Source organism: Agrobacterium sp. 22-210-1 (assembly GCF_053522525.1).
The window spans coordinates 1,463,387-1,476,725 of record NZ_JBNWCI010000001.1 but is presented as its reverse complement, the minus strand read 5'-3'; the positions used below and the strand labels follow the sequence as shown (position 1 = coordinate 1,476,725).

The following is a 13,339-nucleotide window of genomic DNA, read 5'->3' as shown; positions in this document are numbered from 1 at the left end:
GTTTTTTATCTCTAAGTCATTGATTTATAATGCATGACTGTAGGCCATTCCCGCTTCGCCACAAGTTGGCCCCTCCAGGGAAAATGCAGGTAACCATTTGTTAATCGTAGCTTTTAAGTAGAATTTTATGCGCATTGATTAGGTTCTCACTCAAGGCGGGAGACAAACAAACACACCGCCAAACAAAACAGTGAGGCAGTCATGATCAATAGCAAAGTTAAGCCGCAGGCCGTTGTTGCCGACGCACACGAAGATACCATCCGTTCGCTCTACATGGAGTCGCTGCATCTGGTGGAACGCCTCCATCGCCGCCTCCTCGATGTCATCAAGGACGAGTTCGATCGTCAGGGTCGTGATGACGTCAACGCCGTACAGGCGCTCCTGCTGTTCAACATCGGCAATTCCGAATTGACGGCCGGTGAACTTCGCTCCCGCGGTTATTACCTCGGCTCGAACGTTTCCTACAACGTCAAGAAGCTGGTCGACCTCGGCCTCATCAACCACCAGCGCTCGCGTGTCGACCGCCGCTCGGTCCGCATCAGCCTGACCGAAGAAGGCCAGGCCATCGCCGAAACGGTTGCCCGCCTTTATGAACGCCACGTCGGTTCGATCGAAAAAGTCGGCGGCATCGGCACCGGCGAGTTCTCCGAAATGAACAAGCTGCTGCAGCGCCTCGATCGCTTCTGGAACGACTCGATCGCTTATCGTCTCTAATATCCGCGACGGTTTCACTGTTTAAGCCGGGGGCAACGCTTTGCCTCCGGCTTGCGGATTCCGCGCAACGCCGGCGCTCATTTTTCATGTCAAGCCCGGTGTCTTATCCGAGCCTTCGCCTTTATTTTCAGGCAACACAGCTTTGTGAGAAAAGGCTCGTGACACGAATTGGCCATATTGATATGGGACCGGCAAGGGTGAGGGAGCCGGCTGTTTCTCCTGCTGTCGCGGCAAGTCCCGACTGTTCCGCCAGACTGTAGTGCCCAGACCCTGGGCCTCGAGCATTACCGGCCGGCAGGCACGTTGTACGTGTTTGTTAATCATATTGATTTAGGCATTGTTGAGAATGCCGAAGAGAGTGGCTGGTAGGTAAAATGACAAAGAAATCCGTTTCCGATTCCGTATCGCGCCGCGCGCTTCTGCGCTCAGCCGTTTCCGTTGGTGTTGCAGCACTTGCCGCGCCGGCCTTGGCGCAGAATGCGCTGAACGACCTTATGGGTTCGTCGCGCCGCGGCAACTGGGATGACCAGTTCGACGCCAATACGTCGCGTTCCACGGTGGGCGTCGTTTCCAACAATCCGGTTCTCGGTCGGGAAGCGCCGGTCTACATGCAGCAGGCGATCATGCAATATCAGCAGATCGTGCAGAATGGCGGCTGGCCGGATGTGCCCGTCAGCCAGCAGCGTCTTCAGATCGGCGTCTCTGATCCCTCCGTACAGGCGCTTCGCCAGCGACTGATGGTTTCCGGCGACCTGCCGCGCGAAGCCGGCATTTCCAGCGCCTTCGATAGTTATGTCGATGGCGCACTGAAGCGCTTCCAGGCCCGCCACGGCCTTCCGGCCGATGGCGTCAGCGGTGAGTATACCACCAAGGCGCTCAATGTTTCGGCCCAGATCCGTCTGGCGCAGTTGCAGACCAACCTGGTTCGCATCCAGTCCATGTCGGGCGATCTCGGCCAGCGTCACCTGATGGTCAATATTCCGGCCGCCGCCATCGAGGCGGTGGAGAATGAGCGCGTTGTCCTGCGCAACACGGCCGTTGTCGGCCGCGCCAGCCGCCCGACGCACGTCATCAATTCCAAGGTCTACGAAGTCATCCTCAACCCTTACTGGACAGCGCCGCGCTCGATCGTCGAAAAGGACATCGTGCCGCTGATGCAGAAGGATCCGACCTATCTGGAGCGGAACAATATCCGCCTCATCGACGGCAAGGGGCAGGAGGTGTCGCCGACCGCGGTCGACTGGTTCGCGCCGAAGGCTCCGAACCTGATGTTCCGCCAGGACCCCGGCAAGATCAACGCCATGTCCTCGACGAAGATCAACTTCCACAATCCCAACAACGAATATATGCACGACACGCCGCAGCAGGGCCTGTTCAACAAGCTGATGCGGTTCGAATCTTCCGGCTGCGTGCGTGTGCAGAACGTGCGCGACCTCACGAGCTGGCTGTTGCGCGACACGCCCGGCTGGTCGCGTCAGGAAATGGAACGCGTCATCGCCACCCGCGTCAACACGCCGATCAAGCTGGCGCAGGAAGTGCCTGTTTATTTCGTCTACATCACCGCATGGTCTGCAAAGGACGGCGTGGTGCAGTTCCGCGATGACATCTATGAAAAGGATGGCAACGCCGAACTGGCGCTGAACACCACCACCGGCATCGAGCAGCCGGCCGGCCCTGTTGATGACGACCTTCTGCCGCGCAACTGATCTGCGCTTTTATCGATGAAAACAGGCCGCATCTTCGGGTGCGGCTTTTTTCTTGGCGATTTTCTGAAAACACGTGCCGTTTTTTGTCGCACCGTCGCGTTTTGACGGGCAAATCTCGCACCTCGTATTGCTCTTGTCCGGGCGGAACGCTAAGACGCCATCGCATTACTGTTTCAGGAGCCTTCACCATGTCGAACACAGATGCTTTCTTCTCCCGTCCGCTTGCCGAAGTTGATCCGGATATTTTCGGCTCGATCGAGAAGGAACTGGGTCGCCAGCGCCACGAGATTGAACTGATCGCCTCGGAAAACATCGTTTCCCGCGCCGTGCTTGAAGCGCAGGGTTCGATCATGACCAACAAATATGCCGAAGGTTATCCGGGCAAGCGCTATTACGGCGGCTGCCAGTTTGTCGACATTGCTGAAGAGCTTGCCATCGAGCGCGCCAAGAAGCTGTTCGGCGTCAACTTCGCCAACGTCCAGCCGAATTCCGGTTCGCAGATGAACCAGGCCGTGTTCCTCGCGCTCCTGCAGCCGGGCGACACCTTCATGGGTCTCGATCTGAACTCGGGAGGTCACCTGACACATGGTTCGCCGGTCAACATGTCCGGCAAATGGTTCAACGTCGTGTCTTACGGCGTGCGCGAAGGCGACAACCTGCTCGACATGGACGAGGTGGAGCGCAAGGCCAAGGAAACCCGGCCGAAGCTCATCCTCGCAGGCGGCACCGCCTATTCGCGCGTCTGGGACTGGAAGCGTTTCCGCGAGATCGCCGATGAAGTCGGCGCTTACCTGATGGTCGACATGGCCCACATCGCCGGTCTCGTTGCCGGTGGCCAGCACCCGTCGCCGTTCCCGCATTGCCATGTTGCAACGACGACGACGCACAAGTCGCTGCGCGGCCCGCGTGGCGGCATGATCCTCACCAATGACGAGGATCTGGCCAAGAAGTTCAACTCGGCCGTATTCCCCGGCCTGCAGGGCGGCCCGCTGATGCACGTCATCGCCGCCAAGGCCGTTGCCTTCGGTGAAGCGCTGCAGCCGGAGTTCAAGGACTATGCCGCACAGGTCGTCAAGAACGCCAAGGCGCTGGCTGAAACGCTGGTCGAAGGCGGTCTGGATGTCGTCTCCGGCGGCACCGACAACCACCTGATGCTGGTTGACCTTCGCAAGAAGAACGCCACCGGCAAGCGTGCAGAAGCCGCACTCGGCCGCGCTTACATCACCTGCAACAAGAACGGCATTCCCTTCGATCCGGAAAAGCCCTTCGTCACCTCCGGTGTCCGTCTCGGCACGCCGGCTGGCACGACGCGCGGTTTCAAGGAAGCGGAATTCCGCGAAATCGGCAAGCTGATCGTCGAGGTTCTCGATGGTCTGAAGGTTGCCAATTCGGACGAGGGCAACGCCTCCGTCGAGGCTGCGGTGCGTGAAAAGGTCGTCGGCCTGACCGACCGTTTCCCGATGTACCCGTACATGTAAGAAAGGCCGCATGTACCTGTACATGCACCTGAAAAGAGAGGAAAACGATGCGCTGCCCATTTTGCGGTTCCGAAGACACACAGGTCAAGGACTCGCGTCCGGCGGAGGATAACACCTCCATCCGTCGGCGGCGCATCTGCCCCGATTGCGGCGGCCGCTTCACGACCTATGAGCGCGTGCAACTGCGCGAGCTGATGGTCATCAAGAAAAGCGGCCGCAAGCTGCCCTTCGACCGGGAAAAGCTGGTGCGATCTTTCGAGATCGCGCTGCGCAAGCGCCCGGTTGATCGCGACCGGATCGAGCGGGCCGTTTCCGGCATCGTTCGTCGCCTGGAAAGTTCGGGCGAGACGGAAATTCCCTCGGAAGAAATCGGCCTTCAGGTGCTGGAAGCGCTGAAAAGTCTCGATGACGTGGCCTTTGTGCGTTACGCCTCGGTCTATCGCGATTTCAGCCATGCCGAGGATTTTGAAAACGTGATCGCTGAAATCAACGCCAAGATCGCCCGCGATACGGACGCCGGAGTCTAGCCGTGACGAGCCGTGCCGATGACGAAAGGTTCATGGCAAGGGCAATCGAGGTTTCGCTTCGCCACCAGGGCCAGACGCTTACCAATCCCTCCGTCGGCTGCGTGCTCGTCAAGGACGGGAAAATCATCGCCGAAGCCGTGACCGCCATCGGCGGTCGACCTCATGCCGAACGGCAGGCGCTGGAAATGGCCGGTGAGGCGGCGCGTGGTGCAACCGCTTATGTGACGCTCGAACCCTGCTCCCACTGGGGCAAGACCCCGCCCTGCGCCAATGCGCTGGTGGAATACGGCGTCGCGCGTGTCGTCGTGGCGGTGAATGACCCTGATGAGCGGGTTTCCGGTAGAGGTTATACGATTTTACGCGATGCCGGCATCGTTGTGGAAACCGGCCTGCTGCGGGCGGAAGGCCAGCGCGCGCTTGCCGGCTACCTCACGCGTCAGGTGAAAAAACGTCCGCATGTGATTCTGAAGCTTGCTGTTTCCGCCGATGGGATGATCGGCAGGAAAGGTGAGGGGCAGGTCGCGATCACCGGTCCTGAGGCGCGCCATGCCGTGCATGAGCTGCGGGCGCGTTGTGATTGCATTCTTGTGGGGATTGGCACGGCGATTGCCGACGATCCGGAGCTGACGGTGCGTATTTCCGGCATGGAACAGCGCTCGCCGGTGCGGATCGTGCTGGATCGGCAGTTAGAGTTGCCGCTGACGTCGAAGCTAGTGAGGACTGCGCGGGAGGTGCCGGTGGTGGTTGCGGCTTTACCCCCCTCTGCCCTGCCGGGCATCTCCCCCTCAAGGGGGGAGATTGATGGAGCGCCGTCTAGCCCGCTTTCCAACGAAGGCGAATGGGAAAACGGGAAAAAATCTGCGCGAGCGGCCAGCCCCTTGCCTATCTCCCCCCTTGAGGGGGAGATGCCCGGCAGGGCAGAGGGGGGTAACCCCGACCGCCGACGCCAACACCTCGCCAACGCCGGCGTCCAGATCCTCGAAGCCCCAACCCTCGAAAACCTCCTCCACACCCTAGCGGATAGCGGCATGTCGGAACTTCTGGTCGAAGGTGGGGCCTTTGCCGCAAAATCATTCCTTGAAGCCGGGCTGGTGGACCGTATCATGCTGTTTGAAAGCCCGGTCGTGATCGGTGAGGGCGGCATTGAAACGCCGCTCAGCCGTGCCGATATCACGGGCGATTATGCTCTGGTCAGCGAAACCGCCTATGGGCCGGATCGCTGCTTCGATTATGAAAGGCCGATTTGATGTTTACCGGAATTGTCACCGACGTTGGAACCGTTTCCGAGCTGGAAGCCCTGGCTGAAGGAATTCGTCTGCGGGTGGCGACCAATTACGATCCCAAGACTATCGATATGGGCGCGTCCATCTCCCATGGCGGCATCTGCCTGACGGTGACGAGGCTGCCGGAAGACGGCAGCAACGAGCGCTGGTATGAGGTCGAAGCCTGGGAAGAAGCGCTGCGCCTGACGACGATTGCCGGCTGGAGACAAGGCACCCATGTCAACCTGGAGCGGGCGCTGAAGATCGGTGACGAGCTTGGCGGTCACATCGTCTCCGGCCATGTCGATGGCAAGGCGGAAATCCTGGCCGTGGAGCCGGAAGGCGAAGCGGTACGTATCCGCCTGCGCGCGCCGGAGCATCTGGCGAAATTCGTTGCGCCCAAGGGTTCCGTGGCGCTCGACGGCACCTCGCTGACCGTCAATGCCGTCGAAGGCACGGATTTCGACGTGTTGCTGATCCGCCACACGCTCACCGTCACCACATGGGGCGAGCGCCAGCCGGGCGATTTCGTCAATTTCGAGGTCGACACCATGGCACGCTACGCCGCAAGGCTTGCGGAATTTCCCTCGGCGTAAGCTGAGGAGGCTCGGCATTGTGCTGTTATGCACTTCCGTCATTCCGGCCTTGAGCCGGAATCCAGCCAGCCCAAGTCTTTGGGCTGAAAGGACTCTCCCCGCCGCACAGACGTGCGTCGACTGGATTCCGGCTCAAGGCCGGAATGACGGATGGGGAGTGGCGAGCACGCCAAACCGGGTATTGGGCGTTACCCTGCTTCCGATGAAGTCGGAAACGCTATAAAGACGTTTCTTCGGCTGCTTTCATGTTGGTAGCGGGCCAAACGGGGTAGGGGAATTTCGACATGCCGTCATTTGAACTGCTGACCGCCTTTTTCATAACCACCGCCCTGTTCGCCTATATTCCCGGCCCCGCCATGCTTTATGCGGCGGCGCAGACCATGGCGCGTGGCCGGTTTGCCGGGCTGATGGCGGTACTTGGCATCCATGTCGGCTGCTATTTCCACATCTTTGCCTCTGCGGCAGGGCTTTCAGTGCTGTTTCAGGCTGTTCCCTGGCTTTATCTCGCCGTGAAGCTCTGCGGCGCGCTTTATCTCGTCTGGCTCGGTTTCTCGATGCTGCGCAGCAAGCTCGAGGGCGAGACGGTCAATCTGACCATCGAGCCGAAATCGGCCCGCCGCGCTTTCATCGACAGCATCATCGTCGATGTGCTCAACCCGAAGACCGCGCTGTTCTTTCTGGCCTTCCTGCCGCAATTCGTCGATCCGGCAGCCGCCTTTCCGGTCTGGTTGCAGCTCCTGATCCTCGGCATCGCCGTTAATTTCATCTTTTCCTCTGCCGATCTCGTCGGCGTGCTTCTGGCAGGTGCCATGGTCGGGCGTTTGAAACGCTCCAGCGCGGTGCAGGTGCTCGCCCGGCGCGCTGCCGGAACGGTGCTGATGGGGCTTGGCGTGCATCTGGCCTTCCAGAAAACCTGATTGTCGCGGAGCCCCGCCGGGAGGCGTGAAACCCGGCCAAATGCCCCGTAAACGCGGCCTCCTGCGCCTGTGACATATGAAATTACTTGCCAAAAACGGCCAGCCGTGGTTTGACCGCCGCAAAAGCCGGTATGATCCGGCATCAAGCTTTTCAGGAAAATATCATGTCCAAACCCCATCTTCTTATCGTGGAAGCACGTTTTTACGACGATATGGCGGATGCCCTTCTCGAAGGTGCGAAATTCGCGCTCGATGAGGCTGGCGCCACCTATGACGTCATTACCGTTCCCGGCGCGCTCGAAATTCCCGCCGCCATCGCCATGGCGCTTGACGGTGCCGACAATGACGGCACGGAATATGACGGTTTCGTCGCGCTCGGCATGGTCATCCGCGGTGAGACCTACCACTTCGATATCGTCTCCAACGAATCTTCCCGCGCCTTGATGGATCTCGCCGTCAGCGAGTCGCTGCCGATCGGCAACGGCATCCTCACCGTCGAAAACGACGAGCAGGCCTGGGCGCGCGTGCGCCGTTCCGACAAGGACAAGGGCGGTTTTGCCGCCCGTGCAGCGCTGACCATGATCGAACTGAAGAAAAAACTGGGTGGCTGAGCGCATGTCGAATGTTGATAATGGCGGCGAACCGCGCCAGCCTTCGGTAAAGCCGGCCAACCAGCGCGGCGCGGCCCGCCTTGCGGCTGTGCAGGCGCTCTACCAGATGGATGTCGGCGGAACCGGCGTGATGGAAGTCGTGGCCGAATATGAGGCGCACCGTCTCGGTCAGGAAGTCGATGGCGATACCTATCTGAAGGCCGATCCGTCGTGGTTCCGTTCCATCGTCTCCGGCGTCGTCCGTGACCAGACGAAGATCGATCCCCTGGTGCGTTCCGCCCTTCTGGAAGACTGGCCGCTGTCGCGTCTCGATGCCACCGTGCGCGCCATCCTTCGCGCCGGCACCTTCGAGATTCTCGAGCGCAATGACGTGCCGGTCGCCGTCATCGTCACGGAATATGTCGAAATCGCCCGTGCTTTCTTCGAACACGACGAGCCGAAGCTGGTGAATGCGGTGCTTGACCGCATTGCCAAGCAGGTGCGCGGCGAGGCAAAACGCTAAGATACGTTAAGTGAGGAAGACATGAGCGCCGTTTCCGTCCCCGGGCTTGAAGTTCAACTGGACGAGGCGAAGCGCAACGTCTTCCTCTTGACTATGGCGCAGGCGATCATGGGATCGGCCGCGCCTTTGAGCTTTTCGGTCGGCGCGCTTGCCGGTTATCAGCTACTGGGCGCGGACAAGTCACTGGCAACCGCGCCGCTCACCGGCTTCAATATCGGCGTGGCGCTCGGCGCCATCTGCGTTGCGGTGGCCTCACGGTTCCTCGGCCGCAAGGCCGGTTTCATGGTCGGCGCGCTGATGTGCTCGATTGGCGGCGGCATCGCCGCGGTGGCGCTCTTCCGCTCGGATTTCTGGCTGTTTGCCGTCGGCCTGCTGCTGATCGGCATTTCCGGCGGCTTCACGCAAAAAATCCGTTTCGCCGCAGCCGATGCATCGCCATCCTTTTACAAGCCGAAGGCGATTTCCTGGATTCTGGCAGGCGGGATCATTTCGGCCATCGTCGGGCCGCAACTGGCAATTCTCGGCAAGGACCTGCTCGCACCGGTCACGTTTGCCGGCGCGTTCATCGCACTGGTGCCACTCGGCCTTGTTTCGATCGCCATTCTGGCATTCCTGAAATTGCCCGACCCGAAGGCCGCATCCACCCATACGGAGGCCGTGCGGCCGCTGTCGGAAATCGTCCGCACCCAGCGTTTCATCACCGGCATGATCTGCGGTATCGGTTCTTATGCGCTGATGACCTTCATGATGACCGGTGCGCCGCTTGCCATGGTGGTCGGCTGCGGTTTCCCCACGGAACTCGCTACGCTCGGCATCCAGTGGCACGTTCTGGCCATGTTCGCTCCGAGCTTCTTCACCGGCATGCTGATTTCCCGATTCGGTGCGGAAAAAATCGTGGCGGCCGGCCTTATCGTGCTGATGGCCTGCGCCATCGTTGCCCATATGGGCATCGAATTGTGGAATTTCTGGGCGGCGCTCATCCTGCTCGGACTTGGCTGGAATTTCGGTTTTATCGGCGCAACCGCCATCATCACGTCAAGCTATCGCCCGCATGAAGCGGACAAGGTGCAGGGCTTCCACGATATCGTACTGTTCGGCACCGTGGCGCTCTCGTCCTTCTCTTCCGGCAAGGTGTTTACGGCATGGGGCTGGTCCGTGATGAACCTCGTCATCTGGCCGGTTGCAGGCCTTTGCCTGCTGCTCGTCCTCTCGCTGCTGCTGAGGCAGCGCAAAACCGCCGCATAAGGTCGCGTTCCTTCTCTACCCCTTTCATGTTTCAGGCAAATTTGTGGGCTTGACGCCGCACCTTTCGCCAACGCAATCTTGCCGCGCAGGTTGTTTTTCCTTGGGAGGGGAATAAACGGCCCCGACAGGACCTGGTGCGCGTGTGAACGCCCATGTCCTTGCACATGGTTCGCCGCGCCGGGGAGGGAGTGAGACCCGGCCTTTTGGGAGGTAAGTGCGCATGACCGTAATACCGTTAGTGATTTTATGTGGGGTCCTGTCCGTGGTGTACGCGGTGTGGACGACCAAGAGCGTTCTCGATGCCGATCAGGGCAACGAGCGTATGCGTGAAATAGCAGGTTTTATCCGTGAAGGTGCGCAGGCTTATCTCACCCGTCAATATCTCACCATCGCCATCGTCGGATTGATCGTCGCCGTTCTCGCCTGGTATCTGCTGTCGGCCATCGCGGCCATCGGTTTCGTTATCGGCGCGGTACTGTCCGGCGTCGCCGGGTTTGTCGGCATGCATGTTTCCGTGCGCGCCAATCTGCGCACCGCGCAGGCCGCGTCCCACAGCCTTGGCGCTGGCCTCGATATCGCCTTCAAATCGGGCGCCATCACCGGCATGCTGGTTGCCGGCCTCGCGCTGCTTGGCGTTTCCATCTATTATTTCATCCTGACCTCGGTCCTTGGCCATCCGCCCGGCTCGCGCGCGGTCATCGACGCGCTGGTGTCGCTCGGCTTCGGCGCATCGCTGATCTCCATCTTCGCCCGGCTCGGCGGCGGCATCTTCACCAAGGGCGCCGATGTCGGCGGTGATCTCGTCGGCAAGGTCGAGGCCGGCATTCCGGAGGATGATCCGCGCAACCCGGCAACCATTGCCGACAATGTCGGCGACAATGTCGGCGATTGCGCCGGCATGGCGGCCGACCTGTTCGAGACCTATGCCGTCTCCGTTGTTGCGACGATGGTTCTCGCCGCGATCTTCTTTGCCGGGACGCCGATCCTGGAAAGCGCCATGGTCTATCCGCTGGCGATCTGCGGCGCCTGCATCCTGACCTCGATTGCCGGCACCTTCTTCGTCAAGCTCGGCACCAACAATTCCATCATGGGCGCGCTCTATAAGGGGCTTATCGCCACCGGCATCTTCTCGGTCGCCGGTCTTGCGGTCGCCACCTATGCAACGGTCGGCTGGGGAACGATAGGCACGGTCGCCGGAATGGAAATCACCGGCACCAACCTCTTCCTCTGCGGTCTGGTCGGCCTGGTCGTAACGGCGCTGATCGTCGTCACCACCGAATATTATACCGGCACCAACAAGCGCCCGGTCAACTCCATCGCCCAGGCATCAGTTACCGGCCATGGCACCAACGTCATCCAAGGCCTTGCGGTCTCGCTGGAATCGACGGCGCTGCCGGCCATCGTCATCGTCGGCGGCATCATCGGCACATACCAGCTCGGCGGCCTGTTCGGCACCGGCATCGCGGTCACCGCCATGCTTGGCCTTGCCGGCATGATCGTCGCGCTCGACGCCTTCGGCCCGGTAACTGACAATGCCGGCGGCATCGCCGAAATGGCGGGCCTTGATCCGGACGTGCGCAAGGCGACCGACGCGCTGGATGCCGTCGGCAACACCACCAAGGCGGTGACCAAGGGCTATGCCATCGGCTCTGCCGGTCTTGGCGCGCTGGTGCTGTTTGCCGCCTATGCCAACGACCTTTCCTACTTCGCCGCCAATGGCGACACCTATCCTTACTTCAAGGATATAGGCGAGATTTCCTTCAGCCTTGCCAATCCTTACGTCGTTGCCGGCCTGCTGTTCGGTGGCCTCATCCCCTACCTCTTCGGCGGGATCGCCATGACGGCGGTGGGTAAGGCGGCAGGTGCCATCGTCGAGGAAGTACGCCGCCAGTTCCGCGAAAAACCCGGCATCATGGCGGGCACGGAAAAGCCTGACTATGGCAGGGCGGTGGATCTGCTGACGAGAGCCGCGATCCGGGAAATGATCATCCCGTCGCTTCTGCCGGTTCTCGCCCCTCTCGTCGTCTATTTTGGCGTGCTGCTGATCTCGGGCTCCAAGGCGTCAGCCTTTGCCGCACTTGGGGCGTCACTGCTCGGTGTCATCATCAACGGCCTGTTCGTGGCGATTTCCATGACGTCAGGCGGCGGCGCATGGGATAATGCCAAGAAGAGCTTCGAGGATGGTTTCATCGACAAGGATGGCGTGCGCCACGTCAAGGGTTCGGATGCCCATAAAGCGTCGGTGACGGGTGATACCGTCGGCGACCCCTATAAGGACACCGCCGGCCCCGCCGTCAATCCGGCCATCAAGATCACCAATATCGTGGCACTGCTGCTGCTGGCGGTTCTTGCTCACTGAAAGCTTGATGCCTGACACACAAAAAAGGCCCAGGGAGCAATCCTCGGGCCTTTTTTGCGAATGCTTTTGCCTGCCGGTCAGGGCGTATTGTTGCCCTGGCCGAGAATGCTCTTGGCGATGTTGGCGCCCGACGTGCCGCCGGAGAGCAGCTGCTGCAGGAAGGTGAGATCCTTGCCACCCGTCGGGGTGGTGCGCGAAATCGTGTCGAAGACCTTGCCGTCCTGCAGCGCGTAATTGGCCTTGCGCTCGATCACGCCGTCCTTGTTGAAATAGATGGCGAGAATGTTCTGCTCGACCAGCGTCGGCTTCATGAAGGCGGCGCGGCGCACGCGCTTCTGCGAGATGTAATAGAACACCTCGTTGCCGAAGGTCGCCGTGGTGGAGGGCGTGCCCATCGTCAGCAGAACCTGTTCGCGGCTGGAGCCTTCCGGGATCAGCTGCAGCGACTGCTCGTCCATGACGTAGCCGTTGTGGAACACGTCGGTGGTGCTGGTGCAGGCGGAAAGCAGGCCGGATGCGAGAACAATTGCGATGGCCGTCTTGCTCAGAATTTTGCCGTGACTTGCGGATTTCTGCTTGCTCAACTGCTTTTCCCCGACTGCGATCATGAATGGCACCTTCCGGCATTGCGTGGTGCACAGTGTCTGTGCACATGATTGTGTCAATCCGGGGACGGAAAATCCCGATCACCCCCCGAATTCAATGCTTTCCCGGCCTTTTGGAACTCCTCCGGTTCTCTTCGACTGTTTCAGCCGAAAGACGAACGTGACCGCGACAGCATTGCAATTCGTGGATGCTTCGGTAAACCAGCTTTGACGATCATGCAACAAGTGCGATGGGCGGTAAATGAATTCACCGGTCCCGTTCGGAAAAAAACGATGATATTCGGGCTGTTCAAGAAGAAAAACAACAATCGCGCCATAGTCGACCGGCAATATGAGACTTTGACGGCTGCTGCCCGCACGCCCGGTTTTTATCTCGATCTCGGCGTTCCCGATACCGTGATGGGCCGTTTCGAGATGCTGTCGGTCATCATGATTCTCTATTTCCGTCGCACCAAATCTTCCGGGGTCAGCGGCCAGGAGATTGCGCAGGAGATCGTCGACGCCTTTTTTCAGGATATCGATCATTCCATCCGTGAACTCGGTATCGGTGACCAGGGTGTGCCGAAACGCATGAAGAAATTTGCCGGCATGTTTTACGGGCGGCTCGAATCCTATGCGGCGGCACTGGATGCATCCGACCCCGTTGCCCTTGCCGCAGCGCTCCGGCGCAATATATATCCGCAGGCAGACGAGACGGCGCCGGCGCTGGACGGACTGGCGGGCTGGATGATGGAAGCCTCTTCAGCCCTTTCCGCCGGCTCCGAAGAAACAATAGCAACCGGAAGCCTGACGCTGCCCTTGCCTGGACGATGAGGTT

13 protein-coding genes are annotated in these 13,339 nt (G+C 60.2%); 12 read left to right on the top strand and 1 reads right to left on the bottom strand.

The annotated features are described in order from the left end of the window. Nucleotides 1–204: 204 nt before the first annotated feature. The 11 genes from ldtR (at nt 205) to ACQZ5F_RS07370 (ending at nt 11,917) form a co-directional block, all read left to right on the top strand. Nucleotides 205–714, top strand: a complete 510-nt coding sequence (gene ldtR, locus ACQZ5F_RS07420) for a transcriptional regulator LdtR (RefSeq protein ID WP_169539083.1) — start codon at nt 205–207, stop codon at nt 712–714. Nucleotides 715–1,088: 374 nt separating this feature from the next. After that, the gene (locus tag ACQZ5F_RS07415) at nt 1,089–2,420 is read left to right on the top strand and encodes a L,D-transpeptidase family protein (protein ID WP_225339947.1); all 1,332 of its coding nucleotides are present in this window, start codon (nt 1,089–1,091) and stop codon (nt 2,418–2,420) included. Between the two features lie 188 nt (nt 2,421–2,608). Then, nucleotides 2,609–3,898 carry a serine hydroxymethyltransferase gene (gene glyA / locus ACQZ5F_RS07410; protein ID WP_225339946.1) on the top strand — a complete coding sequence of 430 codons (1,290 nt, stop codon included), beginning with the start codon at nt 2,609–2,611 and terminating at the stop codon, nt 3,896–3,898. A 47-nt stretch (nt 3,899–3,945) separates the two neighbouring features. After that, nucleotides 3,946–4,425: a transcriptional regulator NrdR gene (gene nrdR / locus ACQZ5F_RS07405; protein WP_003496675.1), complete on the top strand. Its 480-nt coding sequence runs from the start codon at nt 3,946–3,948 to the stop codon at nt 4,423–4,425. A 2-nt stretch (nt 4,426–4,427) separates the two neighbouring features. Beyond that, the gene (gene ribD, locus ACQZ5F_RS07400) at nt 4,428–5,672 is read left to right on the top strand and encodes a bifunctional diaminohydroxyphosphoribosylaminopyrimidine deaminase/5-amino-6-(5-phosphoribosylamino)uracil reductase RibD (RefSeq protein WP_225339945.1); all 1,245 of its coding nucleotides are present in this window, start codon (nt 4,428–4,430) and stop codon (nt 5,670–5,672) included. Beyond that, a complete protein-coding gene (locus tag ACQZ5F_RS07395; RefSeq protein WP_046798871.1) occupies nt 5,672–6,283 on the top strand; it encodes a riboflavin synthase in 612 nt (203 codons plus the stop codon). The genes ribD and ACQZ5F_RS07395 overlap by 1 nt, the downstream gene beginning before the upstream one ends. A 284-nt stretch (nt 6,284–6,567) precedes the next feature. After that, nucleotides 6,568–7,200 carry a LysE family translocator gene (locus tag ACQZ5F_RS07390; RefSeq protein WP_225339944.1) on the top strand — a complete coding sequence of 211 codons (633 nt, stop codon included), beginning with the start codon at nt 6,568–6,570 and terminating at the stop codon, nt 7,198–7,200. Between the two features lie 164 nt (nt 7,201–7,364). Further along, nucleotides 7,365–7,811 carry a 6,7-dimethyl-8-ribityllumazine synthase gene (locus ACQZ5F_RS07385; RefSeq protein ID WP_020809943.1) on the top strand — a complete coding sequence of 149 codons (447 nt, stop codon included), beginning with the start codon at nt 7,365–7,367 and terminating at the stop codon, nt 7,809–7,811. A 4-nt stretch (nt 7,812–7,815) separates the two neighbouring features. Further along, a complete protein-coding gene (gene nusB / locus ACQZ5F_RS07380; protein WP_046798873.1) occupies nt 7,816–8,313 on the top strand; it encodes a transcription antitermination factor NusB in 498 nt (165 codons plus the stop codon). 21 nt (nt 8,314–8,334) lie between these two features. Next, nucleotides 8,335–9,558, top strand: a complete 1,224-nt coding sequence (locus ACQZ5F_RS07375) for an MFS transporter (RefSeq protein WP_448730568.1) — start codon at nt 8,335–8,337, stop codon at nt 9,556–9,558. Nucleotides 9,559–9,778: 220 nt separating this feature from the next. Then, complete coding sequence (locus ACQZ5F_RS07370; RefSeq protein ID WP_225339943.1) at nt 9,779–11,917, top strand: sodium-translocating pyrophosphatase; 2,139 nt, start codon at nt 9,779–9,781, stop codon at nt 11,915–11,917. A 77-nt stretch (nt 11,918–11,994) separates the two neighbouring features. On the opposite strand, the gene ACQZ5F_RS07365 is transcribed toward ACQZ5F_RS07370, so the two are convergent. Continuing rightward, a complete protein-coding gene (locus ACQZ5F_RS07365) occupies nt 11,995–12,525 on the bottom strand; it encodes an outer membrane protein assembly factor BamE (protein ID WP_046798876.1) in 531 nt (176 codons plus the stop codon). Between the two features lie 270 nt (nt 12,526–12,795). On the opposite strand from ACQZ5F_RS07365, the gene ACQZ5F_RS07360 reads away from it, so the two are divergent. Next, complete coding sequence (locus ACQZ5F_RS07360; protein WP_046798877.1) at nt 12,796–13,335, top strand: ubiquinol-cytochrome C chaperone family protein; 540 nt, start codon at nt 12,796–12,798, stop codon at nt 13,333–13,335. Nucleotides 13,336–13,339: the final 4 nt, after the last annotated feature.

What these genes read in the sequence shown, in the direction of transcription:
- ACQZ5F_RS07415 (WP_225339947.1), top strand. Translation starts at nt 1,089, where the DNA reads ATGACAAAGAAATCCGTTTCCGATTCCGTATCGCGCCGCGCGCTTCTG.
- glyA (WP_225339946.1), top strand. Translation starts at nt 2,609, where the DNA reads ATGTCGAACACAGATGCTTTCTTCTCCCGTCCGCTTGCCGAAGTTGAT.
- nrdR (WP_003496675.1), top strand. Translation starts at nt 3,946, where the DNA reads ATGCGCTGCCCATTTTGCGGTTCCGAAGACACACAGGTCAAGGACTCG.
- ACQZ5F_RS07395 (WP_046798871.1), top strand. Translation starts at nt 5,672, where the DNA reads ATGTTTACCGGAATTGTCACCGACGTTGGAACCGTTTCCGAGCTGGAA.
- ACQZ5F_RS07390 (WP_225339944.1), top strand. Translation starts at nt 6,568, where the DNA reads ATGCCGTCATTTGAACTGCTGACCGCCTTTTTCATAACCACCGCCCTG.
- ACQZ5F_RS07385 (WP_020809943.1), top strand. Translation starts at nt 7,365, where the DNA reads ATGTCCAAACCCCATCTTCTTATCGTGGAAGCACGTTTTTACGACGAT.
- nusB (WP_046798873.1), top strand. Translation starts at nt 7,816, where the DNA reads ATGTCGAATGTTGATAATGGCGGCGAACCGCGCCAGCCTTCGGTAAAG.
- ACQZ5F_RS07375 (WP_448730568.1), top strand. Translation starts at nt 8,335, where the DNA reads ATGAGCGCCGTTTCCGTCCCCGGGCTTGAAGTTCAACTGGACGAGGCG.
- ACQZ5F_RS07370 (WP_225339943.1), top strand. Translation starts at nt 9,779, where the DNA reads ATGACCGTAATACCGTTAGTGATTTTATGTGGGGTCCTGTCCGTGGTG.
- ACQZ5F_RS07365 (WP_046798876.1), bottom strand. Translation starts at nt 12,525, where the DNA reads ATGATCGCAGTCGGGGAAAAGCAGTTGAGCAAGCAGAAATCCGCAAGT.
- ACQZ5F_RS07360 (WP_046798877.1), top strand. Translation starts at nt 12,796, where the DNA reads ATGATATTCGGGCTGTTCAAGAAGAAAAACAACAATCGCGCCATAGTC.